Origin of the sequence: Lactiplantibacillus pingfangensis, assembly GCF_005404945.1 — a bacterium.
GTDB lineage: Bacteria > Bacillota > Bacilli > Lactobacillales > Lactobacillaceae > Lactiplantibacillus > Lactiplantibacillus pingfangensis.
Window position 1 is genome coordinate 152,891 of record NZ_BJDG01000003.1, and the last position, 24,950, is coordinate 177,840.

31 protein-coding genes are annotated in these 24,950 nt (G+C 44.7%); 30 read left to right on the top strand and 1 reads right to left on the bottom strand.

The annotated features are described in order from the left end of the window. Positions 1–3 precede the first annotated feature (3 nt). The 30 genes from FFM74_RS02080 (at position 4) to FFM74_RS02225 (ending at position 24,392) form a co-directional block, all read left to right on the top strand. Positions 4–1,527 (top strand): phage portal protein, encoded by a 1,524-nt coding sequence (locus FFM74_RS02080; RefSeq protein ID WP_171000627.1) that lies wholly within the window; start codon positions 4–6, stop codon positions 1,525–1,527. After that, positions 1,524–3,584, top strand: a complete 2,061-nt coding sequence (locus tag FFM74_RS13860) for a phage minor capsid protein (RefSeq protein WP_137624968.1) — start codon at positions 1,524–1,526, stop codon at positions 3,582–3,584. Before FFM74_RS02080 ends, FFM74_RS13860 begins: the two co-directional genes overlap by 4 nt. Beyond that, positions 3,584–3,814, top strand: a complete 231-nt coding sequence (locus FFM74_RS02090; RefSeq protein WP_137624969.1) for a hypothetical protein — start codon at positions 3,584–3,586, stop codon at positions 3,812–3,814. Before FFM74_RS13860 ends, FFM74_RS02090 begins: the two co-directional genes overlap by 1 nt. A gap of 102 nt (positions 3,815–3,916) precedes the next feature. Next, positions 3,917–4,528, top strand: a complete 612-nt coding sequence (locus tag FFM74_RS02095) for a phage scaffolding protein (protein WP_137624970.1) — start codon at positions 3,917–3,919, stop codon at positions 4,526–4,528. Between the two features lie 13 nt (positions 4,529–4,541). After that, positions 4,542–5,597 (top strand): replication protein, encoded by a 1,056-nt coding sequence (locus FFM74_RS02100; protein WP_137624971.1) that lies wholly within the window; start codon positions 4,542–4,544, stop codon positions 5,595–5,597. 27 nt (positions 5,598–5,624) lie between these two features. Beyond that, positions 5,625–6,056, top strand: coding sequence for a hypothetical protein (locus tag FFM74_RS02105; RefSeq protein ID WP_137624972.1), 432 nt, complete (start codon positions 5,625–5,627; stop codon positions 6,054–6,056). Then, on the top strand, positions 6,053–6,403 hold the full coding sequence (locus tag FFM74_RS02110; RefSeq protein ID WP_223877134.1) for a putative minor capsid protein: 351 nt from the start codon (positions 6,053–6,055) through the stop codon (positions 6,401–6,403). The genes FFM74_RS02105 and FFM74_RS02110 overlap by 4 nt, the downstream gene beginning before the upstream one ends. Next, complete coding sequence (locus FFM74_RS02115) at positions 6,403–6,747, top strand: minor capsid protein (protein WP_137624973.1); 345 nt, start codon at positions 6,403–6,405, stop codon at positions 6,745–6,747. Before FFM74_RS02110 ends, FFM74_RS02115 begins: the two co-directional genes overlap by 1 nt. Continuing rightward, a complete protein-coding gene (locus FFM74_RS02120; protein ID WP_137624974.1) occupies positions 6,747–7,151 on the top strand; it encodes a phage tail terminator protein in 405 nt (134 codons plus the stop codon). Before FFM74_RS02115 ends, FFM74_RS02120 begins: the two co-directional genes overlap by 1 nt. A gap of 41 nt (positions 7,152–7,192) precedes the next feature. Continuing rightward, positions 7,193–7,738, top strand: a complete 546-nt coding sequence (locus FFM74_RS02125; RefSeq protein WP_137624975.1) for a phage tail tube protein — start codon at positions 7,193–7,195, stop codon at positions 7,736–7,738. 49 nt (positions 7,739–7,787) lie between these two features. After that, complete coding sequence (locus tag FFM74_RS02130; protein ID WP_223877135.1) at positions 7,788–8,225, top strand: hypothetical protein; 438 nt, start codon at positions 7,788–7,790, stop codon at positions 8,223–8,225. A 5-nt stretch (positions 8,226–8,230) separates the two neighbouring features. Next, complete coding sequence (locus FFM74_RS02135; RefSeq protein WP_137624976.1) at positions 8,231–8,854, top strand: Gp15 family bacteriophage protein; 624 nt, start codon at positions 8,231–8,233, stop codon at positions 8,852–8,854. Positions 8,855–8,857: 3 nt separating this feature from the next. Continuing rightward, on the top strand, positions 8,858–13,645 hold the full coding sequence (locus FFM74_RS02140) for an aggregation-promoting factor C-terminal-like domain-containing protein (RefSeq protein ID WP_137624977.1): 4,788 nt from the start codon (positions 8,858–8,860) through the stop codon (positions 13,643–13,645). After that, a complete protein-coding gene (locus tag FFM74_RS02145; protein ID WP_137624978.1) occupies positions 13,645–14,454 on the top strand; it encodes a phage tail domain-containing protein in 810 nt (269 codons plus the stop codon). Before FFM74_RS02140 ends, FFM74_RS02145 begins: the two co-directional genes overlap by 1 nt. Positions 14,455–14,468: 14 nt before the next feature. Beyond that, positions 14,469–15,587 carry a phage tail protein gene (locus tag FFM74_RS02150; protein ID WP_137624979.1) on the top strand — a complete coding sequence of 373 codons (1,119 nt, stop codon included), beginning with the start codon at positions 14,469–14,471 and terminating at the stop codon, positions 15,585–15,587. After that, on the top strand, positions 15,580–17,211 hold the full coding sequence (locus FFM74_RS02155; RefSeq protein ID WP_137624980.1) for a serine-rich family protein: 1,632 nt from the start codon (positions 15,580–15,582) through the stop codon (positions 17,209–17,211). Before FFM74_RS02150 ends, FFM74_RS02155 begins: the two co-directional genes overlap by 8 nt. 11 nt (positions 17,212–17,222) lie before the next feature. Then, on the top strand, positions 17,223–17,528 hold the full coding sequence (locus FFM74_RS02160) for a hypothetical protein (RefSeq protein WP_137624981.1): 306 nt from the start codon (positions 17,223–17,225) through the stop codon (positions 17,526–17,528). Between the two features lies 1 nt (position 17,529). Next, the gene (locus FFM74_RS02165) at positions 17,530–18,633 is read left to right on the top strand and encodes a phage baseplate upper protein (RefSeq protein WP_137624982.1); all 1,104 of its coding nucleotides are present in this window, start codon (positions 17,530–17,532) and stop codon (positions 18,631–18,633) included. Positions 18,634–18,744: 111 nt separating this feature from the next. Beyond that, complete coding sequence (locus FFM74_RS02170; RefSeq protein ID WP_137624983.1) at positions 18,745–19,212, top strand: hypothetical protein; 468 nt, start codon at positions 18,745–18,747, stop codon at positions 19,210–19,212. 48 nt (positions 19,213–19,260) lie between these two features. Continuing rightward, entirely contained in the window at positions 19,261–19,668 is a 408-nt protein-coding gene (locus tag FFM74_RS02175) for a hypothetical protein (RefSeq protein ID WP_137624984.1), read from the top strand. A 16-nt stretch (positions 19,669–19,684) separates the two neighbouring features. Next, positions 19,685–20,137 carry a hypothetical protein gene (locus FFM74_RS02180; protein ID WP_137624985.1) on the top strand — a complete coding sequence of 151 codons (453 nt, stop codon included), beginning with the start codon at positions 19,685–19,687 and terminating at the stop codon, positions 20,135–20,137. Between the two features lie 11 nt (positions 20,138–20,148). Continuing rightward, positions 20,149–20,283 carry an XkdX family protein gene (locus FFM74_RS02185; protein ID WP_137624986.1) on the top strand — a complete coding sequence of 45 codons (135 nt, stop codon included), beginning with the start codon at positions 20,149–20,151 and terminating at the stop codon, positions 20,281–20,283. A 93-nt stretch (positions 20,284–20,376) separates the two neighbouring features. Continuing rightward, on the top strand, positions 20,377–20,820 hold the full coding sequence (locus FFM74_RS02190) for a hypothetical protein (protein WP_137624987.1): 444 nt from the start codon (positions 20,377–20,379) through the stop codon (positions 20,818–20,820). A gap of 60 nt (positions 20,821–20,880) precedes the next feature. Continuing rightward, positions 20,881–21,267 carry a hypothetical protein gene (locus FFM74_RS02195; RefSeq protein ID WP_223877136.1) on the top strand — a complete coding sequence of 129 codons (387 nt, stop codon included), beginning with the start codon at positions 20,881–20,883 and terminating at the stop codon, positions 21,265–21,267. Continuing rightward, entirely contained in the window at positions 21,264–21,536 is a 273-nt protein-coding gene (locus tag FFM74_RS02200) for a troponin (RefSeq protein ID WP_137624988.1), read from the top strand. The genes FFM74_RS02195 and FFM74_RS02200 overlap by 4 nt, the downstream gene beginning before the upstream one ends. A gap of 1 nt (position 21,537) precedes the next feature. Beyond that, complete coding sequence (locus FFM74_RS02205) at positions 21,538–21,825, top strand: phage holin family protein (RefSeq protein WP_137624989.1); 288 nt, start codon at positions 21,538–21,540, stop codon at positions 21,823–21,825. Continuing rightward, entirely contained in the window at positions 21,825–22,898 is a 1,074-nt protein-coding gene (locus FFM74_RS02210; RefSeq protein WP_137624990.1) for a GH25 family lysozyme, read from the top strand. Before FFM74_RS02205 ends, FFM74_RS02210 begins: the two co-directional genes overlap by 1 nt. Next, positions 22,899–23,195, top strand: coding sequence for a hypothetical protein (locus FFM74_RS02215; RefSeq protein ID WP_137624991.1), 297 nt, complete (start codon positions 22,899–22,901; stop codon positions 23,193–23,195). Beyond that, positions 23,182–23,556 carry a phage holin gene (locus FFM74_RS02220; protein ID WP_137624992.1) on the top strand — a complete coding sequence of 125 codons (375 nt, stop codon included), beginning with the start codon at positions 23,182–23,184 and terminating at the stop codon, positions 23,554–23,556. Before FFM74_RS02215 ends, FFM74_RS02220 begins: the two co-directional genes overlap by 14 nt. A 299-nt stretch (positions 23,557–23,855) precedes the next feature. Next, the gene (locus tag FFM74_RS02225) at positions 23,856–24,392 is read left to right on the top strand and encodes a DUF1697 domain-containing protein (RefSeq protein ID WP_137624993.1); all 537 of its coding nucleotides are present in this window, start codon (positions 23,856–23,858) and stop codon (positions 24,390–24,392) included. A gap of 49 nt (positions 24,393–24,441) precedes the next feature. Here the strand turns inward: FFM74_RS02225 and FFM74_RS02230 are convergent, their stop codons facing one another. Then, complete coding sequence (locus FFM74_RS02230) at positions 24,442–24,882, bottom strand: universal stress protein (protein WP_137624994.1); 441 nt, start codon at positions 24,880–24,882, stop codon at positions 24,442–24,444. Positions 24,883–24,950: the final 68 nt, after the last annotated feature.

Here is a 24,950-nt window from a genome sequence, read left to right on the forward strand (position 1 = left end):
TGATTGGGACTAATTCAACGGATTAAAAATCTATTTAGGAAAGGGGTGAACGCTGTGCCAGAAACTAACTCATTAGGACAGATTACAGATGACTATCGGATTAGCATTGATCCAGATGAATATGTGCGGATTCAACGTAATCTGGATTATTACAGTGATAAAAAGCATTACGTTGAATATCAAGCAAATGGTGGTGACATGAAACGTCGGCCGAAGAACACGATCAACATGACTAAGACTGCTGCACGGCGTATTGCCTCAGTGGTTTTTAACGAGAAAGCCGAAATCCATGTTAATGGCAATGAAGCGGCGGACAAGTTCTTAAATCGAGTGTTGTTAGAAAACGACTTCAAGAATAAGTTTGAAGAAGCATTAGAGAAAGGTATTGCCTTAGGTGGCTTTGCAATGCGGCCTTATGTTGACGGAAATCATATTAAGATTGCTTGGGTAAGAGCGGATCAATTTTACCCGCTGCAATCTAACACCAACAGCATTTCAGAAGCCGCTATCGCTAGTCGAACTCAACGGACAGAAGGCGATGTGACTAAATACTACACTTTGCTTGAATTCCATCAGTGGGGTGGTGGTGAGGTTTATCAGATTACAAATGAGCTTTATAAGTCCGACAGCCCAGACGTAGTTGGCGACCAAGTAGCGCTTAGTTCACTGCCAGTATATGCGGACCTACAACCATTAGTTACCATTGATGGCTTGCAGCGCCCGTTATTTGCTTACTTTAAGACGCCGGGAGCTAATAACATCAATATTGAGAGCCCGCTAGGTGTCGGCATTGTGGATAATGCTAAGCACGTTCTGGACGACATCAACGAGACCCACGATCAGTTCTACTGGGAAATCAAGATTGGTCAGAAGCACATCGCAGTTCAACCGGAGATGCTCAAATACGATAAGGAACATAAACCATATTTCGATACCGACCAAAACGTCTTCACTGGGGTTTTATCTGATGATAGTAATGGCATTGGCATAAAAGATATGACGACACCATTGCGGACTGTTCAGTATAAAGACGCAATTGATCACTTCATCAAAGAACTCGAAGTCCAGATTGGCCTTTCATCAGGGACGTTTTCTTATTCATCTGACGGTGTTAAAACGGCTACTGAGGTTGTCAGCAATAACTCAATGACTTATCAGACACGTAGTAGCTATCTGACGATGGTTGAGAAGGCAATCGACGAATTATGTGTGTCAATTTTTGAATTGGCTAGTGCGCCACAGCTATTTGACGACAAACCACTCTTTAAGATTGACTTAGCTGCTACCCCAATTGAAATTGAATGTCACTTTGATGATGGGGTATTTGTTGATAAAGACAAGCAACTCGAAGAGGATACGAAAACTCTGGTGGCTGGTGCACTATCTAAGCTGACATTTTTACGCCGCAATTACGGCATGTCTGAGCAAGAGGCAAAGGACGAACTAGCGCTTATTCAGGCAGAGGCACCGACTGACACATTTGAAGGCCAGCAAATGGCAGACTTAGGCGGTGGTGATGGTGAATGATTACCCAAGATTCCATGATGAAGGACGCAAATGCCGCGGTTGACATTTACTCAAAACTTGAGCAAGACATTTATGTCAGAATCATTCGGGCACTCAAATCATCCAGCCTTGACCAAGTGGACAGTAATAATGCGGTTCGCTGGCAAGTAGAACAGTTGTCTAAGATGGGTGTTCTTAACAAGCAAGTAGTTGGGCTGGTTGCCAAATATGCAGGCCGGTCCAAAAAAGCCGTCGAAAAGCTTGTGCACGATAATGGATTGCAGATTGTTAATGAGGTTGACGCGACGTTAAGCCAGCAGTTGCAAAAAAAGGTGAGTGTTGACGCTGAAATTAGGGACACATTGAATTCGATTCAGAATCAGACGTGGTGTGACCTAGATAACTCGGTCAATCAGTCGCTCTTATCCACTAATTACGGGCAGAATGGTGCAATGCGAGCTTATCAGAACATTATCAAGCAAACTACCATGGAAACAACGGTTGGGCTTAAAACGCACGAAAAGGCGTTAAACGAAGCCGTTTATAAAATGGTTGGCTCCGGCATTAAGTCTAACTTAGTTGATAAAGGTGGTCATAATTGGTCAATTGAGGGCTATGCTCGAACTGTTATCCAGACGACAGCCCATAGGACATTTAACAACTTGCGTTTAAAGCGGATGAAGGACTACGGGACAACACTAGCTGTGATGAGCTCACATCCAGCCGCCCGTGAAGCTTGTGCACCAATACAAGGCCAAGTAGTCAATCTGACGGAGCCAGGTAGTGATACATTTAATCCAAAGTATGACAGCCTATTTAACCATGGTTATGGGACGGCTGCTGGGACACAAGGCGTTAATTGTAGCCATACACTCTATCCATTTATTGAGGGTGTGAACACAAATAACCAGCCACAATATGACCCTGAGGAAGCCAAAGCCAATGGCGACATTCAAGCTAAACAACGTGGCTATGAACGAGCAATCCGGCAGTCTAAGAAAAAGTTGGCTGCTGCGCAGGAGTTGGGAGATGATGCTGGCGTGTCCCACTACAAATCATTGATTAGTAACCAACAGAAATCGTTACGAGAATTAGTGAATGGACATGAATTCCTACATCGAGATTATAGTCGGGAACAAGTTTATAGTTCAAATATCACTCAACAAAAGCCGGTTACACAAGAACCAAATAAAACCGAGTTCAAGTCATCTGTCAAAGATTCGGACATCGTTAATGCTTTTGATAAGGCTAATATCAAAGAGGCTTTTGGTGACGAATATTATAAACAATTCAAGAGTAGTGTTTCAAACTTAAAAGATGAACAACTTCGCAAGTTGTATGCCAATTATGGTCAAGACCTTAAGTTTGAAAACGTGTCTAAAACCGGTGATAATTACGCTAGCACTAGTACGGTTCATTTAAGTAATTCTGCTTTTGAAGGCAATAAAATAAGTGAGCCAATGGAGACGGTTTATCATGAAATTGGGCATGCAATTGACAGCACATCTATGAATGATATGTTTGGTAAACAGTTGATACCAACTGGCCGTCAAATCAAGCAACGTTTAGCTGGAAAGACGTACAAATTTGATGAACAGGCGTCTCACCTTAGTGGAAATCCAGCAATTAATCTTGGGACAGCCATTAAGCAGGATTTATTTGACTACATTAATCACGGTGAAGCTAAGTCTCCAATGCAGATGGGCAAGAAGCCACGTAAAAAGGCTGAAAAAGCAATTTGGATGGAAGAGGATAGCAAATCGTGGGAAGGTGTCGAAAAGATACGCAAATTTATTCGTGATACCAAGCCGACAGCCTTGGAGAATATGAGGAAATATAGTAATGTGTCTGACATGATTGAAGGCACGGGCTATGATGCGTTTGATTATCCGTGGAACACTGGCCATGGGTCAAAATATTGGAAGGATTATGGCAAGCAAGAGACTGAATTTTTTGCCGAGTATACTTCATCAAGGGCAGCGAACCCAGCTTCGTTGGCACTGATTAAAGAAATATTCCCAAATGCCGCTAAAATATGCGATTCGTTGATTGATACAATGGTGGAGGCGAAAAAATAATGCTATTTGTGGAAGATGGGGCAGCACTGATCATGAATGCCGCAATTCAGAGGTACGAAGATAACTTCAAGGTTGATTTCCCACTATATGAGCATTTAGATATTACACGTAGTGATGGATATGATGTTTCGATCAGTGGTGCGAAGAATTTGGCCGCATTTATCGAAACACGTATCAAAAATAATGATCCGGTTGAAATCCCAGAAGGGTATGAAGATCGGATGTATTAGTTTAAGCAATTCGACCTGAGCATGTCGCTAAACTGCTCATTACTTATGCAATCAATTCGCGCGGCCGTTACCGCGTAATAAATAACGTTAGGAGCGATTGACATGGAACGTAAGGATTTAGAAAAATTAGGGTTAGACGATAAACAAACGACCGAGGTGATGAAGCTTTATAACGCTGGCTTGGAACCAGTGAAGTCAGAGCTTGCAGATACTAAATCAGAGCTTGAGTCATCTAAGACACAAGTAACGTCGCGTGATGAAAAGATCAAAACGTTAGGCACTCAGGCGGGCAATTCTGAAAAGCTAAACAAACAAATTGCTGAGCTTCAACAAGCCATCAAGGACAAGGATGGCGAAAGTGCCGCTGAGTTAACACAAGTTCGGACAGATAACGCAATTCAATTAGCACTACGTGATGCAAACGCGCGTGATGCTAAGGCAATCATGCCGTTTCTGGACCGTGATACCATCAAGCTAGGCGATGACGGCAACTTGTCGGGTATTAAGGAACAAATTGAGGGCTTGCAGAAGTCTCACGACTACTTGTTTGGTCAAGCAGCGGAGAAGAAAACGAATAAAGTAACCATTACTGCCGGTGGTAACCCGTCTGGTGGTGGTGATGGTCATAAGGCGTTGAGCGATATGACCTTAGCGGAACAAGGGAAGCTTTATCGTGAAGATCCTAAAAAGTGGGAAACGTTAGCAAATAATTAAGGAGGCCATACAAATGGCAGAAACACATTTATCGGATTTAATCATCCCTGAAGTATTCGGAAACTACGTTACGAATCGTATCATCAAGACTAACCGATTCGTTCAATCTGGAATTTTAACACCAGATCCTGATCTTGGACCACACTTACTAGAAGCAGGGACTCGCATTACAATTCCATTTCTAAATGACTTATCCGGGGACCCAGACAATTGGACTGATAGCGATGATATTGAAGTAAACAATCTTACTTCTGGTAAGCAGCAAGGAATTAAATTTTACCAAACGAAGGCATATGGTTACACAGACTTGGGCACTATGATTTCTGGCGCACCAGTTCAAGAGACAATTGGTAATCAGTTTGCAGCTTTCTGGCAACGTGCTGATCAGAAGGGCTTATTGAGTGTCCTTAAGGGCGTGATGGGTGTCACTAAGATTGCCAATTCAAAGGTCTATGACCAAACTAAGATCTCGCCAGCAGAACCAATGTTTGGTGCTAAAGGTTTTACTGGTGCAATTGGATTAATGGGTGACTTGCAGGACACGACATTTGGTGCGATTGCAGTCAACTCCGCAACATACGCACTCATGAAAGTTCAAGGGCTGATTGAAACCATCCAACCACAAAATGGTGTGACACCTTTTGAAGCGTATAACGGTTTACGCATTGTGTTAGACGATGACATCGAAATCGACCTATCTGATAAGACAAAACCGGTTACAACCAGCTATATCTTTGCGCCGGGTGCGGTGCGTTATTCGACTAACATGCGCTCAACTGAAACAAAATACGATCCTTTAAAAAATGGTGGTCAAGATTCCGTTATTCAAAAACGTGTCGGCACTATCCACGTTGTTGGTACTAGCGTAAAATCTGGTTTTTCACCAGCTAAAGCCAGCTTCCCCACAATTGATGAACTCGCTAAGGCAACTACTTGGGAAGTTGTTGATGGCATCGACCCTCGAAGCATTGGCGTAGTTGCTTATACAGCTCAACTAGATCCATCATTAACTCCTGGCGCCGAAATGCCCGCAGTTGAAGCAAGTCCTGATGCTGGTGTTACTAAGTAGAATCCTATTTGAATTGGAGGCGGTTAGATGGCCTACCTAACATTTGATGAGTATAAGCAATTGGGCTTCACAAAAATCACTGATAAAGATACGTTTAACCGTCACGAACAGGCTGCCGAAACTCAGATCGATATTACAACTCGATTCTTTTACAACGTAGACTTGAATCATCACGATTTGACTGATGATTTGACATCTGATGAGCCATTCGCTGTGTTTCGTGCTAAACAATTTAAGCGGGCGGCAGCATTGCAGTGCGACTACTTTGATGAGTTGGGTGCTGACACTCCGGTAGGAATCGCTAATAACGATCTGTCAAGCGTTGAGATTGGCCGAACTCATTTGCAAAAGAATGCAAGTGTTAGTTCCACTAACTACGGCAAGACGGGGATTGCGACTGGTGTTGCGGCAATTCTAGTTGAGCTTGGCATGATGACCCGGGCGGTGAGCTATCAATGATGAAACCACCTAAGTCAATGTGTCGGCAGTCGATAACGTTGACACTTACTGATGTGGCTAAGACGGATGACTGGGGTAAACCACTTAAGCTAGATCCGATTAAAATTGAACATTGCGTCGTGCAGCCTCAGACAATCTACTCTGGGAGCAACAATGATCGGACAATCGTAGCTAATGCGGTTGTTTTTTTGTACCCCGGAATTAGTAGCCCATTGCCCACGATTACCAAGAATAATGTTGGCTCTAAGCTTACATTTGAGGGCATGGAGTACACTGTGCAGAAAATTATTGATAATCGGGACCCTTTCGGAAATGCAGTTTATTCGTATGAGTTGGAGGTGCTGTAATGCCTTTAAAAACACATGTCAATCTTGATGGGTTTATGGAAAAGACAAGCCCCGGGAACATCAAGCTTGCACAGTATGCGTTGGTTAATCAAGTGATGTCTGACATGGAGCAATTTGTCCCCAAGGAACAGAACCACTTACGTGATTCGGCTCATTTAAATTCTTCTGGCGATTCGATTGTCTACGCAATGCCGTACGCTAAGGCTCAATTCTACGGCATGATTGGTAGCAGTCGGATTCATAACTACACAACTCCGGGAACTTCAAGACGCTGGGACTTGAGAGCCAAGTCAATGTTTATCAGTGACTGGATGGATGTGTTTAAGAAGGGAATGATGAAGTAATGGATCTGCTAGAACGTCTTAAAGATTCAATTAATACGATTTCTGAGTTGCCGTTGCATTGTAAACTTGGCTATTTGTCTGTCAGTGAATCACTTGTACTTTATCCGCTGCCCGGAAGCCGGGTGCTTGATGAAGATTATGCTGGCAATCAAACGTGGCAGATGAATTACGAGCTTGGAATTAGGACTACTGATCAGGAGCAGGCTAATGCGGTATTGTGGCTAGCGTCCCGGCACCTTGATTTACTGACTGATGAAGAATTAGTCAGCTCCAATCATAGTTTTGAGTTCCAATCGCTAGACATCAATGGGCAGCCAAGTATCTCACAGCAAGACACTCAAGGCTTCACGATTTATCAGCTTAGTTTTTCTGTAATTGTTAATACCTCATTAGACGCTGCTTAGCGTCTTTTTTAATACCAAAATTGAAAGGAAGTAGTTATTAAATGTCAAAATTTGCAATGAATTACAAGAATAAATTTGAAATTGACACTGCTGGGACTCAAGACCCGAAGGATACAACCAAAGCAACTTGGGCACTTTTAGCGGCTGGTATTTCCGGTGTTACGCCTGCTGCCAATGAAACAGACGATAACACTGCATATTACGATGGAGATGGGTTCACAGATGCCGATGTGACTGGTAAACGGATTACCTTGGCGTTCACTGGTCATCGTGTTCTCGGTGATGCCGCACAAGACTTCGTGGCGTCTAAGTTCTTAGCCATCGGCGGTAGCTTAAAGACTTTAGGCCGTTGGACCAATCCAGATGGTTCAACTATCGTTGCAAGCGTCACTATGACTTCCATTGTCCCAATGGGTGGCAATGCCAACGCTAAGCAAACGTTTAGCTTCACGATGTCATTTAATGGCAAGCCACTTATGACTGATAAGTCCGGTAAGACTGTTGAATATGACGAAGACGAAACAACTAGTGCAGATGGCACGATTAGTACCGGTTCTGATGCTGGCAAGACCAAAACACCAGCATAATTTAGGGGCTTCGGCCCCATACATAACCATAAACTAGGAGGAATTCAAAATGGCAATTAATACAATCAACTTGGCAGGCGGACCACAAGAATTTGCGGAGTTCAAGATCGGTGATGTAACAAAGAAGCTCTATTACAACGACGATTTGAATTTGAAGATTGCAAACACTCAACTTAGCGTTAGCAAGCGGCTCAAAGCATTAGGCGACCAAAAAGAGATGGCAGCACTTGATGATAAGACCGTTGACCAGCAACGCGACTATCTGGTCAAGTTGTATGCAGATTTGCGTAAAGAACTGACAGAGTTTTTTGACGAACAATTTGGCAAGGGAACGGGTGACAAGCTGTATTTACTCACTAATAAGAGCACTGAGCGAATGGCCGCGGCCTTTAATATGGTTGCACGGGAGTACGACACTTTACGCGAGCGCCGTGATCATAATATTGAGTTGATGTATTCCAATCGCAAAGCACGTCGTAAGAAGTGATGTGAATGTTGAGCCTAACAAAGCCACTTGAAGATTCAATCAAGATTGACGAAGCAGAGTGGGCACTTGACTTGAGCTTTGATAATGTACTGCGGTGGTATGAACTGCTAGATGATGAATCAGTTGATGACACCATAAAAATTGAGCAGGCATTTAATATGTTTGTTGGTTTCGGGACCGAAGCTACTCCTGATCAGCAAGTCAACGCAGTATCACAGGTCTCTGATTATATTCAAGCAACGGTTTATGGTGATAGCGACGATGAACCTGAAACTGATCTGAATGGCGACCCTGTACCTCAGGAGCACTTTTTCAGTTATCAGAAAGACGCGGAAGCGATTTACTCATCGTTTATGGCCGATTACAAAATTGACCTAATTGATGAACAAGGCAAGCTACGGTGGGAGAAGTTTCGGGCACTGTTTAATGGCCTGAGTGAATCTACTCAGTTCAGACGGATTGTGGCAATCCGTCAGCGTTCAACGACTGGCCTTGAAGGCGAAGAACTTAGTGATTTGATTGATGCTCAAGAATTCTATCGGCTAGACGATGATGATACGCAATCTAATTTAGACAGCCAAATGGGAGCTGTATTTAGCATGCTGGCAGTCAAAGCAAAGGAGGATTAATCCATGGCAGACGGAACAATTAAAATTGATGTTTTACTTGGAACCGAGCAACTCATGAGTGATCGGCCGCGGATTAATAGCCTGCTTACTACGCTTGGTGCTAATGCCGGTGACCAAATGGACCAATCATTTGAGAAGAACGCTAGCAAAGTTAAGAATGATGCTGAGCAAGCACATAGCAAGGTTAAATCTGAATTCGGTCAGCCGGTTGAAGCTAAATTGATTGCTAAAGGTGAAGAAGCCGGTATCAAAAATTTTAAGTCATTACTGGGACGAATTCCGAAAGAAAAACGTACCGAGCTGATGGCTAAGGCTGAACGTGGTGAAGCCATTAACTGGGAAGAAACAATGCGTAAAATGCCACGCTCGGTTATTACCAAAATGAAGTTAGATAAAAACCAAGCGTCGGAGGGTCTAACTTCACTTAAGAACCAAACTGAATCAACTGGTAAAGGCTTCTCACACCTTAAAGAAATCATGGCCGGTACCTTCTTGGGTGGTGCGATCCAAGCTGGTGTTCAAGGGGTAGTCACAGGATTAAAAGACGCTGCCAAGGCCGGCATGGAGTACAACAAAGAGCAAGATACTATGAAGACTGTTTGGACCGCTCTAACGACTGAGGCGCCCAAAGATGGCAAACAATTAGTCGATTATATTAATTCGTTATCGCAGCACTCGATTTATGCTGCTGGAACGATCAATGAAATGGCCCAAAGCTTCTATCACGTTCACAGTAATGTTGAGGAAACCAAGCGTTGGACAGACTCGTTTGTTGCCTTAGGATCGACGCTTCACATGTCTAACGATGCTTTAGCCGAATCTGGCGAACAATTCGCGAAAATTGTTGCTGGTGGCAAGGCGTCCGCCGAAGACATGAGTGTCATGATTAACCGGTTCCCTATGTTTGGTGAAGCTTTACAACAGGCTACCGGAAAGAGTATGAAACAGCTTTACGCTATGTCAGCGTCTGGGAAGATGACTGCAACTCAATTTACCGAGGCGTTGGATTACTTGGGAAAGAAGTACAAGGGCGGTACTCAGGAAGCCATGACAAGCTTCCAAGGCATGTCAATGTACATCAAGTCTCGCTGGTCAGTGTTGACTGGTGAAGTTATGGCATCCTCGTTCAAAATGTCTAAGGGCGTTGCTGGCGATATGAAAAACCTGCTTAGCGATGACATGATGAAAAAATATGCTGCAGTGGCGTCTGGTGCAATTTCAACTGTGATGAGTTGGTTTGTCAAGCTCATTGGATACATTGACGCCCATAAAGAAACTATTGTCGATATTATCGGTAATCTCGGTAAGATTGTTGGGATTATCGGCAAGACAATCTGGGCGACATTTAGTGATATTATTTACGACATTGCCAAAATGTTTGGGTTAGTCGGCAGTAAGGCGAAAGAATCCAAGGATCCGTTAGATAAACTTGATGACGCTTTGAAGGGATTAGCCAAGAATCAAACTCTGGTCGAGAATTTAACTAAGGCCTTCATTGCAATGTTTGCCATAAAAAAAGGTATGGAATTCATTGGAATGCTTGCAAGCCTAAGAAGCTCGCTAATTCAAACTGCTGCCGTGCAGAAGCTCGTTGATCTGTCCGGCGGTGGTTCTGGCGCTGCAGCTACCGCAACTCAGTCGGTTGGTAAAACAGCCGCCAATGTGGCAGGCTCAGCGGCTTCAAGTGGAATGCTGGGGCGCCTGTTTGCTAAGGGTGGCGCTACATCAACTGCTGAATTGGAGGCAGCAAGCGGTCTTGGTGGGGGAAAACTTTTAGCGGGGGTTTCTGGTATCAGCAAGATGGTCCCGTACATGAGTGTACTTGCATCAATTCCTGAACTTTTTGGGACGACTGCTGGCACGGCCGGTAAGCATGTAGGTGGGTTTGCGGGTTCTACCGGTGGCGCCATTGCTGGTGCAGCCGCTGGGTCTGCAATTATGCCGGGTGTCGGCACGATTATCGGCGGTGCAGCTGGTGGATTGATTGGCAGTAAGCTAGGGCGATCAATTGGTGATGGTCTTCAAAAAGGTGTTAAAGAATCTTTCCCCAAATTGAGCAATCAGATGTCAGATTTGGGCACGGATTTGTCAAGCAAATTCAGTAGTAAGTTTAAGCCGTCGATTAACGCTAAGGAGTTCTCAAAGCAATATACCAAGCTATCGAAATCCTTAAATAGTGAAGCCGCACTTAAAATTAAAGCTGATCCTAAAAGCCTAGATTTAGCCAAGCAGTCAACTGATACGCTTTATCAGCAAATGGGTAAGGCTGTTGATAAGTATTATAGGAATAAGCAAAAATCTTCCAAATCTGACTACAAAACATTAGTAAAAAATGATGTTATGTTTCAAGACGAAGCGGATTCAATGCTGAAAAAAGGCAAAGAAAACGATAAGAAGAAGGCTGCCGCCCAAAAAGCAAACATTAAACAGATGAAGAAAGACTCGGATTCTTACTATAAGTCTATGAAGAAGACCGAGGATCAAAAAAACGCTGATTTGAAGAAAGCACGTGCGGCTGATGGTAAGAATCACAAGGCTTACTTATCTGATAAAAAGGTAATTGAAGGCCAGTACCAAGCTAATGCTAGTGCCGCCCGCAAGAAGTATATCAAGTCGTTGTCCAAAGACGAATCAAAAATGAACGATTCAGTTACCAAGGCAACTAAGATTTCGTCAGGAAAACAGCTTGATATTCTTGAAAACTTGAAGTCGCGTAAGACCAAGATTTCAAAACAGGAAATGACAGAGAGCATCAAAAACTCTGTCAAAGAACGCGATGAAACCATAAAGAACGCTGGTAAACAGCGTGACAAAGTAGTTGATTCTGCTAATTCGAAGTACAAGAAGACTGTTGCCGCTGCGGACAAAGAACGTTATGAAAATGGTACTATGAGCCGAAAACAGTACAACGAAGTTGTCAAAGACGCCCGAGACCAGCGTGACAGAACGATAGATGCAGCGGAAAATCAGCGAAAGAGCACAGTCGAAAAAGCCCAGGATACACATAAAAAGGTTGTTGCAGAGGCAACCAAGCAGGCTGGTGAGCATAAGGGTGCTGTTGATTCCGAAACTGGTGAAGTTAAGGGGTCTTGGAGTGAATTTATTACCAACATGCGTAGCTCGTGGAATGGCATGATTGGCGGGATTAATGGTGTTTTACATGCACTGAATAAAAAATGGGGCAATATCCCAGAATGGAAAGTGGGCAGTAAGCATGCCGCCGGTTTAAATGGTTCAATGGGCGAACATACGGCCCTGGTTGGTGAAGAAGGATTTGAATACATGGGCACCAATGACGGTTCGATTACGCCCATTGGGACTGATGGGCCGGAAATTAGAAACATCCCAGCCGGTGCTTCAATTCTTCCTCATGGTATGTCGGTTGAATTTGGCAAGATGGCACAAGGCCTTCCCGGCTATAAAATTGGCTTGCCCGGCTGGCTGACTAACACTTTTAGCACTTTGAAGAAAGGTGCCGAGGGTGCTGCCGATTTAGTCACACAAGGTGCGGATGGCGTTGTAAATAAAATTGCTGACGCAACTGGGATTAGTGGACTAGCAAAGAAGTTTACTGATAACACAACCGCGTTCGGAGCGATTGCCAGCAGTGCTAAAGATTCATTGATTGAAAATGCAATTAAATATGTCCAAGACTTCTTTGACCAATTTACAGCCAACCAAGATGACGGTGGTGGTTCTGGATCGCTTGCACCTCATTTTGGATCGCCGTTCAAACAATCATCAGGATATGGCCCACGATCAGGAGGGTTTCATAAAGGGATTGACTTCGCGGCACCCCGCGGGACTCCCATCCCTGCTCAATATGGCGGGACTGTCGTAGAGGCAGGCCCTGCAAGTGGATTTGGTAACTGGGTTGTTATTAAACCATCAGGAGCGTCAGTAGATACGATTTACGGTCATATGAAACGGATGAAAGTAAAGAAAGGCCAGAAAGTTAAAGCTGGTCAAACGATTGCGTGGGTTGGTAGCGAAGGCCAATCAAGTGGGCCGCACGTCCATTATGAACTGCGTGCAGGTCTAGGCGGTAAAAGTTACAATCCTATGACTTATGGTGCTAGTTCTGGTGGTACAAAACCAACTGGCGGTCATATGAATTGGCTAAAACAAGCAGGATTCAGTTCTTCTGAATACGCTGCGGCCAATAAGATAATCTCACAAGAATCTGGCTGGAATCCGAGAGCTGTAAACCCAAGTTCGGGTGCTTATGGGATTCCCCAATCTTTACCAGCTAGCAAAATGGCTAGTGCAGGTAGCGACTGGCGGACCAATCCGATTACCCAGTTAAAGTGGATGAAATCGTATGTTGATGGTCGCTACGGTGGTACTAATCAAGCGCTGGCGTACCGTAATCGCGTTGGCTGGTATGCTGACGGTGGTTGGGGTAATCCAAATCATGATTTCGACATCTTTAATGAGGATAAGAGTCAACCTGAAATTGTAGTAAATCCATCACGGTCTAGCGCCGACGGACATATTATTGAAGCTGCCAAAGCACGTGCACAGAAGTCGCCTAATGGTTTAATTGCCAAGACTATGCGAGTAGTCAATCAAGCAAAATTGGGCATGCAGCGGACGGCTCCAAGCTTTGCAACTAGCGGTGGCGTTAATATGACTGGTCAGCTGACTAGTGGTAACGCTGCTATTGGTGGCGATATGAGTCTTACCGTAAAGCTTGACAGTGCAGTGATTGCGCATGAAATTTATCCAAAGACGAAGTTATTACAACAGCGTGACATCACGATTCAAGCTAAGAAAGGGGGATTAAGTTAATGAGTACAATTCTGATTCAGAAAATGGACGGAACTACTTATGATCTGGATAAATTAGGCATTCGGGTAATATCTTTTGATCCACCCGGTCCTAATTACCAGTACACTTTTACCCAAATGAGTGAGTACCGGTCCGTCTTAACTGATACTCAAATGCAGCAAACGTCAATCCCTCTGGTATTTAAGGTTGTCGCGAATGATAACTATGATTACGAATTAATGCGAATGCGAGTATTGAAGACGTTTGCGGGCTATGAACCGTTTTACGTTATCAATACCCGCATTTCATATTTGAGATGGAAAGTAGTTCCCGAGAGCTACTCATATTCGCGCCAGTCCAACTTTTGGGGAACTCAAGCGACAACGGTCAACCTGACGTGCATTGATGGTGCTGCTGAAACAGTTCTGACAACGCTTGATAAAGGCTTCTTGAATGGATTCGGAATGAGTGCGAATTTAATCAATATTCCACAATACCAGTTCACTAATCAATCAAGTTTTACGGTTTGGAATGGTAGCACAATCCCACTGAGAGCAGAGGAACACCCTGTTTTAATTAGCATTGATTGTGCTACTAGCAAGTCAGTGTCAATTACTAATCAGACAACAAATCAAACTGTCACGGTTACTGCACCACTCACTAGAGGACAACCATTAATGATTTACGGATTAAAGATGGCTGTTGGTTCTACGTCAGTGTATGGCAAATCAAATCATGCCTACCTAGATTTCATGCCTGGTAACAACCAATTATCAGTTAGTGGGATAAGCAATTTTACAATCAGTTTTAAGACACATTTCTACTACTAAGGGAGGCTTCGGAAATGTTGATCATAACGGATTACACGGGAGCAACAGAAGCTCTCAAAGTAGCAGATTTGCAAGAAACACAGCAATTAGGCCAAGTCACACAGTTAGATTTTACGACATGGAACGAAGAATCAAATTTGGCCGCATATAACATGCTTTCACCGCGCTGTTTAGTAGAATTGCCAGAAACTGGGGATTTGTTTCGAGTTACAGAAAATGACGGAGCCACACAGGGAACCTATTATAGTCGTTCATTAACCTTTTTGAGCGTCATGCAGGACCTTGACGATAAGATGGTTCATTCGTTGATTACGGGGAGCCAGTCTTTACAAACATGTATGAACATGATTGTAAGTGGCACCAAATTCACTTATACGATCCACGATAATATTGGCAATCATGATTTCGGTGATGAGGGATTTGGAAATGGTCACGGATTAGATTTGTTCTTAAACACCCTGTCAGGCAGCTTTAACTTTGAATGGACCAATATAAACTACCATATCGACATCTACAGAACTGTCGGCAGGAAAGATGCTTTTGTATTCGTTGATGGCGATGACGTTTCTGCGGTAGCTGAGACCCAAGACTATACGACAATCACGACTAAAATTCATGGTGAGGGCAAGCATGATGACAACGACAAGCCGGTATGTATATATGACTATACAAACCCCAATGTAAGTATTTATGGCGAAATTGAGGCTGATGACTTCCAGTCTGATTCAATTACAACTGTCGATCAATTAAAACAGTTGCTTCCAAGCAAAGTTCAATCCTATCCGAAGATTCAATATACGGCAAACTTGAATACTTTTGGTAAAGCTTCGCCAATTGGGGTAGAGAATGACGCTTCGATTGGCAATTACGGTTATTTGCGAACACGAAGTGGAGTTGACGTAAATACGCGGATCACAGCCAAAACGCTGTATTTGCAAAACAACCATTCGATCTCAACGGTGACATTTGGGAATCTAAAGGAAGACCCAGCCATGATTACGGCTAGCCTACGAGCGAACCATAATCAAACAGTTGAAGAGATCAAACAAATCAAAAATGAAAATAATCACTTGGCTACTGGGGTGGCTGCTAGCATAACGGCACTTGATAAGGTCGGTGACGTAAATGACTGAAATTAGGCCGATTGCCGATGCAAATAAGATCGAGTTTTATCCACAAACACATTATCAAGCTGTTAAAGGTTTTGACGCTGGTGTGAACGGCTATATACAAAGTAATCCGGCGGCAGTTTTTAATTTAATCAAAGCGAACGTTGAGGCTTGGCATGACGCATTGCCTACTTATTCAGTGGCAACGATAGTTAGCGATGGATTGATGTCTTTCACCGATAAGGCCAAACTTGATAGCCTACACCTTTACGCAAATGCAACCACGGCAAGCGACGGTCTCATGTCTGCCACCGATAAGATTAAGCTCAACGGCCTGCGGACTTATAGCCTTGTGACTAAGACTAGTGACGGCCTAATGGCGGCGAGCGATAAGTTAAAGCTTGATAGTAGTGCGTCGCTTGTTGAGTCAATGGCCGTTTCAAGTAGTCAGGCGGTCAGTGGCATTACAGCTATTTCTGCGGCAGCTGAAGTTGGCAAATCAGCGGCAGATAGTGCTGGCAAGGTCGCGACAAGTAACGCCGGGCAAATTGAGTCGCAGGGTGTTGAGCTAAGCTCTGCACAGGGTTCAATCGACGATTTAAAGTCTGCTACGTCAACCAATGCTGTTGGGCTGAGTGAGGCAAAGTCATCAATTGGATCGGCTGCCAGTGCAATCGAGGCCAACTCGGCAAGTATTGTGAAGACGAGTGCGGCGGCAGTTACAAATTCAAGCGGCGTTATCAGGCTCCAAAGCCAAGTAAACAGCAACATCGCGCAAATCAGTGCAGTGTCTGGGGTTGCGAGTCAGGCCGTGAGTGCTAATGCGGTGACTTCTCAAGTGTTGACGACCAAGGTTGACGAGTCAGCCTACAAGTCTGATCAAGCCGCAGCTACGTCTCAGATGGCTACCAAGGTTGGGACTAACGACTTCAATGCCTATAAATCTCAGGCCGCCAGTTCAGTTACCAGTGCCGCTGGTAAGGCCAACAGCTATGCAGACAGCGGTAGTTCTAAGGCACTTAGTTCGGCAAATCTTTATGCGGACAGTGCGGTGGCGGTCAGCACTAGCCAAGCGAAAAGCTATGCGACGAGTGCTGCCAGCCAGGCCAACACAGACGCGGAGAGCTACGCTAACTCAACCTTTGTCAAAAACACGACATGGACGACAGACAAAGCAACGCTAAATAGTCTAATTGCTGGCAAGGTCGCCACAACCGACTTTACTACTTACAAGACGCAAACTGCTGCGACAATCGGCGCCAAGTCTGTTTATCCAAAAGTTGTGGACTTGTCAGCAAGCCTAATGCCCGTCAATGCTTCATGGACGGTCACTAATGCCGTCATCTATGCCGTGCAATTGACTGACACGATCGGTTATCTGAGCTTGCTCTTTAATGCAGTTTGCGTTAACCCACAATTGTCCAATACATCATGGGACGTGGCAACAATCAGCAGTTCAACTGGAACGCCTAATGTAATTGTTGGTGATACTGGGCTTTACGGCGTAGCAAACGACAAGAGCAATGTAGGCAACGCATACATCTCGGCAACCTCAGGCAAGACAATGACGATCGGCGTTGAGCACAAGTTTTCGGTGGATGCAAACGCTATGAGAACTATAAATATGAAAATTCCACTCAAATATTAAGGGGTGAGCAAATGGCAAGTGCTTCAGACATTGTAACAGATGGATTTTCGACTGTTTTAGACGAAAATTTTAGAAATCAACTAGTTGGCAATTTTAAGATCATCAAGGCCTTATTAGGTGGGATTGATGGGTTAGCCGATAAAGTGGATACAGATACTGATGCCAAAGTAAAGGATCTACAAGTAGAGTTAGAAGCTAACCTTGATAAGCAGCTTAAACAGCTCGGAGCCCGAATTAATCGCATTGTTGTAGGCACCGATGATGAGTCGATAAGAATTGTTGTAACAGAAATTTTACAAGAAAAGGGGGTGATTTAGAATGCAAACACTAACATATAAAATCGGTGCAGATAGACGTGCGCTAGTTAATAACGTGCAGAACTTTCAAATTAATTTCGATTCTTCGAAGTTTAACTGGGTTCAAGCTCGGCAATATGAAAGCACTATGCGCCAAGTCTTTGCTAACGTCCAAAACGAGGACGGTACGCCGTTTGACCTAACCGGTTGCAACATCTGGTTTGAAGGAATCTTGCCCGACAAGGTGCACAAGATTCTGGACGCTAGCCACGGAATCATCTTAGACCCACTGAATGGGCAATTCAGATTTGACATGCCAAAACAAGCGTTTGCGGTAGCTGGTAGCTACGTGCAGGCGTTTTTTAGAATCATGAAAGATGGCGACAGTGTAACTACGCTTGAATTTGACCTGCAGGTCTTGGCTGACAAGGTAATTTCTGGGCTGATTCCTGCCGACTACATCACGCCGTTTGAAGACCTTTACGGCCAGCTTGAAGTAATCCTTACTAAGGCTGGGGACGACGCCAAAGCCTTGCTGGATACGTGGAAGCAGAACTTTGCCAACGCTGTTAAGACCATGACTGACCAAACAACATTGTTTGCAACCAACGGACAGACCTTAATTAACAAGTGGAAGCAAAAATTTAGCGATGCGGTAACTGCTTGGAACACCAACTATGCTGACTTAGTGGCGGCCAAGAACGCGTTGACTGAGCAGTTCGCGGCACTGTCCAAACAGATCAGTGATAAAAACCTAGTCACAACCGACCAGATTAAGATGGAGACACTGGCGGGTTTAACCCTGTCAGTAGACACATCAGGTCTAGCAATTAATGATTATCCGCGGTTTAAGGCGTGGGGTTACTACAACGGCGCTGGCATCCCACAAACCGGGGATGGCTATTTTGGAGTCAAGGACATGTTCGACTTTGACTTGAAGGTAACACTCCAAGATAACGGACAAACGGTAATCCCATACTTTAAGACTGCTGAAGTCACCAAGACTTTGCCTGAATTCAATCCAAACCAGATCACCGTAAATAACGCGAGTGATCGCAAGTGGGTTTATTTGGTCTCAGACATCGCCACAATTGGCATCGAATGCTTGAACGCGAAATTTAAATAGGAGGTTCTATCATGAAAATTAAAAACACATTAGAATTTAACGGGGGGGGGCAGAAACACCTAAGCAACGGCGTTTCTAACCTCTTTGCCACTTTGATTGGTGGTGCTTACTATGGCTAACATTCAAATGATTGACCCTGCCCAAGCTGGTTGGGATGAAATTTTCAATCAGAATCTTAAGCTAATGGGAAATGGTAGCACCACATATTCGGACACAGGATATGTGAACGGTGCCATTACTTTACTCAATGGGATCACCCAATATAGCGACTATGAGGGCGATACGCCAAGTTATCGGATCATTCAAAGTGGTTCAATTGAGGCGCTTATCCTTAAAGGTTCAATTCGAGGATTTGATTTAGCAGTGGGCAATAATGATGTAAAAGTTGCCACATTCCCGACCGCTGTTTTCGATTGGCTGAATTCGCACAAACAAACCAACGGCCATTGGTCAACAACGGCGATTGACCGTCAATTAAGTTGGCGAATCGGCACCGACAGCGGATTATATTTAAATTATAACTATCAGACGGTCACTAAGGACACTTGGGGACGGTTTGACACAGTATTTGTAGCGTAATGGTCGTCCATAATTGGGCGGCCTTTTATATAGAAAGGAAGTTCAATTATGAGCGTAAATTTAGTAACAGTAGATCCCGGTGCGGCTGGCTGGGATAAGAGTATTGAGGCCAACTTTGACGCGTTAAACCAAGATACGGGCGAGGTTCCGTTAACGATGATGGGTGCAGTGAAGAGACTGTATAGCAATAGTGTTCCATCAGCCCGGCGAATTAACGGACAGGTCCACTTATCCAGTGGGATTAAGTCAACTGATGTCCTACCATCTAAGACGCAAATCTTAGCTTTGCCAGACCAATTTATGGGACAGGAGAGCCTCATCTTCTTGTTTTGTCGCAACGACTCGACTCAAGAACCGTTTCCCGTATATGTAAGCGATGGTGGCCTTTTTATCGCAAAAGAACTACCGAGTGGCTGGAACCTTGATTTTAGCAATCTCTACTACCCGGGTAAATAAGTAAAGGAGTATTCAAATGAAGAGAGTAATTTATTTTTACAATCTCAGCACTAAAGAGCTAGATCATAGTGAAGTGCTGATGGACGACATGGCACCAGTCCCAACTACTGGCACTAATGCGTCCGGTGAAGCACTCGGTGTCACACTGATTAAGCCAGCAGACGGCCTTTACACGCCAATTAAAATTGACCTTGTGAAGCAAGCTTGGTTCGGTGCAACGCGTGAGGATTGGCTCGCAGGTCTTCCAGACCCGGCGCCAACAACACCGACCGCGGATCAACAGAATCAGGCCGCACTAATGTTGCAAGTGGCTCAAATGAAAACAGACCAAGCCAATTTCGATGCGCAAATCATGTTACAAGTTGCTAGTTTGAAGAGCAACACAGCCACTGCACCAGCCACTGACGCAAGCACTACGACAACGCCGACTAACACAACCACTGACACGACAGCAGCACCAGTTGAATAGGAGGAATTAAAATGTTTGTATATGTTAAACAATTTTACCAAATGGGACTTTACACGGTGGCCGACTTAGCAACCTTTAAAGCGGCTGCTATGATCACATCAGCGCAATACGACGAATTGACGACTAAAACTGCGGAGGTAGCGTAATGATTAAAAATACATTAGAATTTAACGGGGGGGTAGAATGCCTATCTAACGGCATTTCTAACCCTGTTACAATCTTGATTGGTGGTGTTTACCATGGCTAAACTAGTAAACATTGATTCTGGCGCTGCCGGTTGGGATAAGAGTATCGAAGCAAACTTTGAAGCATTAAATCAGGATAGCGGCTGGATTACGCCAACAATTATCGCGCCAGCTATGGCGCCAGTTGGCAACTCACCGGTTGAGATGAGACTTTATAAAGGGATCGTATTAATGGATGGCGGCGTTGTCCTGAGCGAAGACATTAACTTCGGTGGCGACGGTAATCCCACAAATGCAGGAATTAAGATCATCAGTTTCCCAACGCAGTTTGCACCGGCTGGTGGCTGGATTTGGTGTGAAGCGGTTGAGAGTTTTGCCCAAGAAACTGCACGGATTAGCATTCAGCCAGACGGGATTTATTTACACAAGTCACTATTAAAGACGGCGTCACTAGATTTCGGCAGCGTCCCTGCATACATCGCAAAGGTAAGCAACTAGGATTATCAGCAATTGAGTTGCATGATATTTCTTTGAAAATAATAAAGGAGATGATGCTATGTGTCGAAAGGAATCAGAAAAAATTATTCACTGCTAATCACAGGCGTTGAGATTATCATGCTCGGCGCTTTTTTTGTGGCAAATTCACTGCGATTCGATCGGCCGGACTTGCTGAATTCACTGGCGAGCCACATCGACGACCCGCCGTTTGCAAGTATTGACATCATTGTGGGAACCATCATTGTGATGGTCGCCTACTTTGACATTCATCACTTAATCAAGTGGTGCTACGCAGGTGCAGCGTTTATCTGGACGATTTATGGTTTTGCTTTCATGCTGCAGAACGTCGAAGTGATGGGTCACGCATTTAGACGCTTAGATTGCTGGTTGATGTTTGGCATTGCAATCCGGGTAATTCTTGAATCGTGGGCTGGTGGGCGCAAATGAATTGGACAACAGTGGTTCAATCGTTTTTCACGTTTGCGACAGGTTTTGCGGCGGCACTGCTTGCTCTCAAAGGTAACATCGCCAAGGCTAACATCGGCAACGAGCGGATTTATGCGGATAAGACCGACGATCTATTTGATCGGATTGATAAATTAACAGACGAGCGCGACGACCTCAAGGGTCAAGTCTTGAAGCTCCAATCAGAGGTCAAAGCTCTGACGCAAGCAGTTGAGAGCTTAAAGGACGAGATGAAGAAAGAAGGAATTTGATTTGAGCAGTTTAGTAAATATTGCAAACGGCAGTACAGTGTTCCTGATTGCATTGGTGGTCTATTTGGTGGTATGGGCAATCAAGCAAAGTAAGCTGGATAACCAATATCTACCGATCGTGGCTGAGATTATTGGCGGTGTGATTGGTTTGGCAATCAGCTTGCTTCAAGGCGACGTAAGTGCAGTTCTTGGCGTAATCGATGGCTTAGCGGCTGGCGCGATCAGTGTCGGCGGCAACGAGCTTATCAAGTCAGTTGCCGCTGTGTTTCCGACAAAGGAGGCAAAATAATGGCAATGAATGGGATTGATTTAGCAAGTTTCCAATCCGGGTTAGACGTGACTGCAGTGACTGGCGACTTCGCAATCGTGAAGGCTACAGAAGGGACGGGCTACACTAATCCGTGCTTTAGCGGCCACGCAAAGCAAACAATGGCGTCTGGTAAGAAGCTGGGTATTTACCACTTTATTCGCAACGATGTGGACATTAAGCAACAGGCCGATTACTTCCTAGCAGCCGCTAAAGATTACATTGGCCGGGCTGTCTTAGTTTTAGACTTCGAGAATACGACAGGTTCGACAATCCAAAATCAAGCGGGCGTTGGTCTAGCTAAGCAATGGCTTGACTACGTTTATCAGCAAACGGGCGCGCGACCTATGCTCTATACGGGGATCAGTTGTGAAAACACGCTTGATTGGTCGTCGGTTGTTGCTGGTGGCTACGCTCTGTGGATTGCCCAGTACAACAATTACAATCAGGTAGCGGGCTACCAACCGCGTGACCTGTACGGCTCACTTAAGTATTGGAAGTCAGCAGCCATTTTCCAATACACGAGTTCTGGCCGTTTATCAGGTTGGGGCGCTAACCTAGACCTTAACGTGTTTTATGGCGATGGAGCCGCATGGGACAACTATGCTAAAGCATCCAAGACATCAACGGTCAGTGGACCAGCGATAGTAAATCCAGCTCCAACCAGCGGCCCGCAATGGGTGTCTGAATCTAAGACTTACACGCTGGTGACTGCGGTCAAACTCCGTACTGACGCATCTACCGGTTCTAGTGTGATTATGACTTTAGCAGCAGGCCAAACGGTCAAAACGGATGCAGCAATTATCCAAAATGGTTTCCGCTGGGTCCGCCAACCTCGTTCTGGTGGCTATGCTTATATGGCGACCGGTCCCGTTGGTGACACGCTGGCTTATGTCAAAAGTGGTGCCGCTCACACGTATTACACAGTCAAGTCTGGCGACAGTTGGTGGTCAATCGCTCAGCGAAACGGCCTAAGTATGACTACATTAGCTAGTCAGAACGGCAAGACGATCTACACCACTATCTATCCTGGCCAGCGATTGGTGGTGCGGTAATTGCATACACTATTAGGATTAGGTTGGGATGAATGGGGATCGATTGTTGCCATTGTCACTAGTATTTGTGTATTAGCTAATTGGATTCTCAATAAGACGGTCCGTATCCCGCTTAACGATTTAGGCAAGCGGCTTAGCCGTTTTACCGATGAAAGTTTAAAAGCGAGACAGCAAAACGCCGACACAATGAACGCTATTGAAAATCGGGTCATTAAGGTAGAAGGCCGGTTAGATGGCCATGACATTGAATTTAAACACCTATATGAAAAGGAAGCCAAAGAAAATGAAAAAAATTAGCTTCAAGAATGCTGACGGAAGTTTGAATGGTAAATTGATCGCTGGGATTATTTCCTTACTGATCGTTTTAGTCCAACAAGTCTTTGCCATGTTTGGCATTAAGTTTACCGGTGACTGGTCAGCAATTATCGCAGTAGTGAACACAGTATTAACGATCCTTGGTATGCTGGGCGTTATTACTGACGTTCAAACATTGACAGCACCAACGGTTAAAAGTGACGAGGAAAGCCAAGTTGAAGCGACGGCTAATAAGGTTGCTGACGAAGTTAAAACACCAACGTCCGCAGTTGCTGCAGTGAATAGTTCTGCATCATCTGAAACTGAAGCGGCGTTAGAATCCGCCTCACAAGCAGCAAAATAGTACTATAACTTGATATATAGTTTAATTAATTGCGGAGCTTGATCACTCTGCAACTTTTCCCCTGCGTTTCGGCGTGGGGGAATTTTTATGTATTACCCGCCTAGGAATTTTGGTGCACATTTGGTGCACGCCGTGAAACAAAACGTTGCTATGTCAGTACCTAACCACCGTATACTACTCCGGATGGGGTCATCGAATTGTTGATTTTGGGAAATAATGGAAGTGATAAATAGCTGGTAACGGTATTTATCACTTTTTTTGTACATGAAAAGTTCTTTAGCTAAACTTGGAGGTGTCAAATGAAGTATCTATTATTATTACGCGGGGTCAATGTTGGTGGCAATCATCGTGTCCCAATGGCAACGTTACGCGACCTGTTCACCACTGCTGGTTGCAGACAGGTTCAGTCATACATCAATAGTGGTAATTTGTGCTTTACGAGTGACCTTGAGCGCGCCGAAGTTGAGGCGTTGGTCGTCGACATTTTGACGACTAACTTTGACTTTCCAATTGATTTTCGTGTGTTAACTGAGGCTGAATTTAAAACCGACTTGGCACAGGCGCCAACGTGGTGGGGCGCTGATCCAACACTGCGGCACAATGCTTTGTTTAAATTGCGGTCATATGATCAAAGTCACGATAGCTGGCTACCGACGAAGTTGACTGCCTACGATCAAGTATTGATTACGCCTAATATTATTTTTTGGACGTCGACATTCCGGGTGAATTTCAGTAAATCATTCTATTCAAAGCTGCTCGGCACACCATTTTATCAGCAGACGAGTGCCCGGAATTTTAACACGACAATGAAGCTTGAAAAATTACTCGACCGATAAACAAACGCCATCACCTACGAGCCTGCAGGGGATGGCGTTTCCGTGTTATTTAGCGAATCACAATCACATTGCAAGGCGCGTGGTCGACGACGTAACTCGTCGTTGAGCCAACGGCGACACGATGTGGGGAGTCCTTGCCAGTTGCGCCGAGAACGACGAGATCAATTTCAGGATGTTGTTTGGCATAGTCAATAATTAAACGCTTCGGATTACCATAAGCCACCTCGGCTTTGAAATCGGCTACGGTGGTCGTTTGGACAAACTGGCGGCGATCCACCATAGCTGCTTTGGCGTGAGCGGCCTCGGCATCGAGTAATTCACCCAAGACAGGATCTAATGCCGGCGTATGATAGGCGCTATCGTCGACCACATAGAAGGTCGTTAGTTTGGCTTGATGACGCTGGGCAATATTAACGGCTTCGTTAAATGCCGCTTGGGCTGCAGCCGAACTGTCAACCGGAACTAACACGTGCTGGTAAGTACTAGGCATGATACCACCTCCATTAAGTTGACTTAAGCATAACCGATTTGAGAACGCTTAGGAAGCTAAATGCACCT

Coding starts and splice junctions, on each gene's coding strand:
- FFM74_RS13860 (WP_137624968.1), top strand. CDS start 1,524: ATGATTACCCAAGATTCCATGATGAAGGACGCAAATGCCGCGGTTGAC.
- FFM74_RS02090 (WP_137624969.1), top strand. CDS start 3,584: ATGCTATTTGTGGAAGATGGGGCAGCACTGATCATGAATGCCGCAATT.
- FFM74_RS02095 (WP_137624970.1), top strand. CDS start 3,917: ATGGAACGTAAGGATTTAGAAAAATTAGGGTTAGACGATAAACAAACG.
- FFM74_RS02100 (WP_137624971.1), top strand. CDS start 4,542: ATGGCAGAAACACATTTATCGGATTTAATCATCCCTGAAGTATTCGGA.
- FFM74_RS02105 (WP_137624972.1), top strand. CDS start 5,625: ATGGCCTACCTAACATTTGATGAGTATAAGCAATTGGGCTTCACAAAA.
- FFM74_RS02110 (WP_223877134.1), top strand. CDS start 6,053: ATGATGAAACCACCTAAGTCAATGTGTCGGCAGTCGATAACGTTGACA.
- FFM74_RS02115 (WP_137624973.1), top strand. CDS start 6,403: ATGCCTTTAAAAACACATGTCAATCTTGATGGGTTTATGGAAAAGACA.
- FFM74_RS02120 (WP_137624974.1), top strand. CDS start 6,747: ATGGATCTGCTAGAACGTCTTAAAGATTCAATTAATACGATTTCTGAG.
- FFM74_RS02125 (WP_137624975.1), top strand. CDS start 7,193: ATGTCAAAATTTGCAATGAATTACAAGAATAAATTTGAAATTGACACT.
- FFM74_RS02130 (WP_223877135.1), top strand. CDS start 7,788: ATGGCAATTAATACAATCAACTTGGCAGGCGGACCACAAGAATTTGCG.
- FFM74_RS02135 (WP_137624976.1), top strand. CDS start 8,231: ATGTTGAGCCTAACAAAGCCACTTGAAGATTCAATCAAGATTGACGAA.
- FFM74_RS02140 (WP_137624977.1), top strand. CDS start 8,858: ATGGCAGACGGAACAATTAAAATTGATGTTTTACTTGGAACCGAGCAA.
- FFM74_RS02145 (WP_137624978.1), top strand. CDS start 13,645: ATGAGTACAATTCTGATTCAGAAAATGGACGGAACTACTTATGATCTG.
- FFM74_RS02150 (WP_137624979.1), top strand. CDS start 14,469: ATGTTGATCATAACGGATTACACGGGAGCAACAGAAGCTCTCAAAGTA.
- FFM74_RS02155 (WP_137624980.1), top strand. CDS start 15,580: ATGACTGAAATTAGGCCGATTGCCGATGCAAATAAGATCGAGTTTTAT.
- FFM74_RS02160 (WP_137624981.1), top strand. CDS start 17,223: ATGGCAAGTGCTTCAGACATTGTAACAGATGGATTTTCGACTGTTTTA.
- FFM74_RS02165 (WP_137624982.1), top strand. CDS start 17,530: ATGCAAACACTAACATATAAAATCGGTGCAGATAGACGTGCGCTAGTT.
- FFM74_RS02170 (WP_137624983.1), top strand. CDS start 18,745: ATGGCTAACATTCAAATGATTGACCCTGCCCAAGCTGGTTGGGATGAA.
- FFM74_RS02175 (WP_137624984.1), top strand. CDS start 19,261: ATGAGCGTAAATTTAGTAACAGTAGATCCCGGTGCGGCTGGCTGGGAT.
- FFM74_RS02180 (WP_137624985.1), top strand. CDS start 19,685: ATGAAGAGAGTAATTTATTTTTACAATCTCAGCACTAAAGAGCTAGAT.
- FFM74_RS02185 (WP_137624986.1), top strand. CDS start 20,149: ATGTTTGTATATGTTAAACAATTTTACCAAATGGGACTTTACACGGTG.
- FFM74_RS02190 (WP_137624987.1), top strand. CDS start 20,377: ATGGCTAAACTAGTAAACATTGATTCTGGCGCTGCCGGTTGGGATAAG.
- FFM74_RS02200 (WP_137624988.1), top strand. CDS start 21,264: ATGAATTGGACAACAGTGGTTCAATCGTTTTTCACGTTTGCGACAGGT.
- FFM74_RS02210 (WP_137624990.1), top strand. CDS start 21,825: ATGGCAATGAATGGGATTGATTTAGCAAGTTTCCAATCCGGGTTAGAC.
- FFM74_RS02220 (WP_137624992.1), top strand. CDS start 23,182: ATGAAAAAAATTAGCTTCAAGAATGCTGACGGAAGTTTGAATGGTAAA.
- FFM74_RS02225 (WP_137624993.1), top strand. CDS start 23,856: ATGAAGTATCTATTATTATTACGCGGGGTCAATGTTGGTGGCAATCAT.
- FFM74_RS02230 (WP_137624994.1), bottom strand. CDS start 24,882: ATGCCTAGTACTTACCAGCACGTGTTAGTTCCGGTTGACAGTTCGGCT.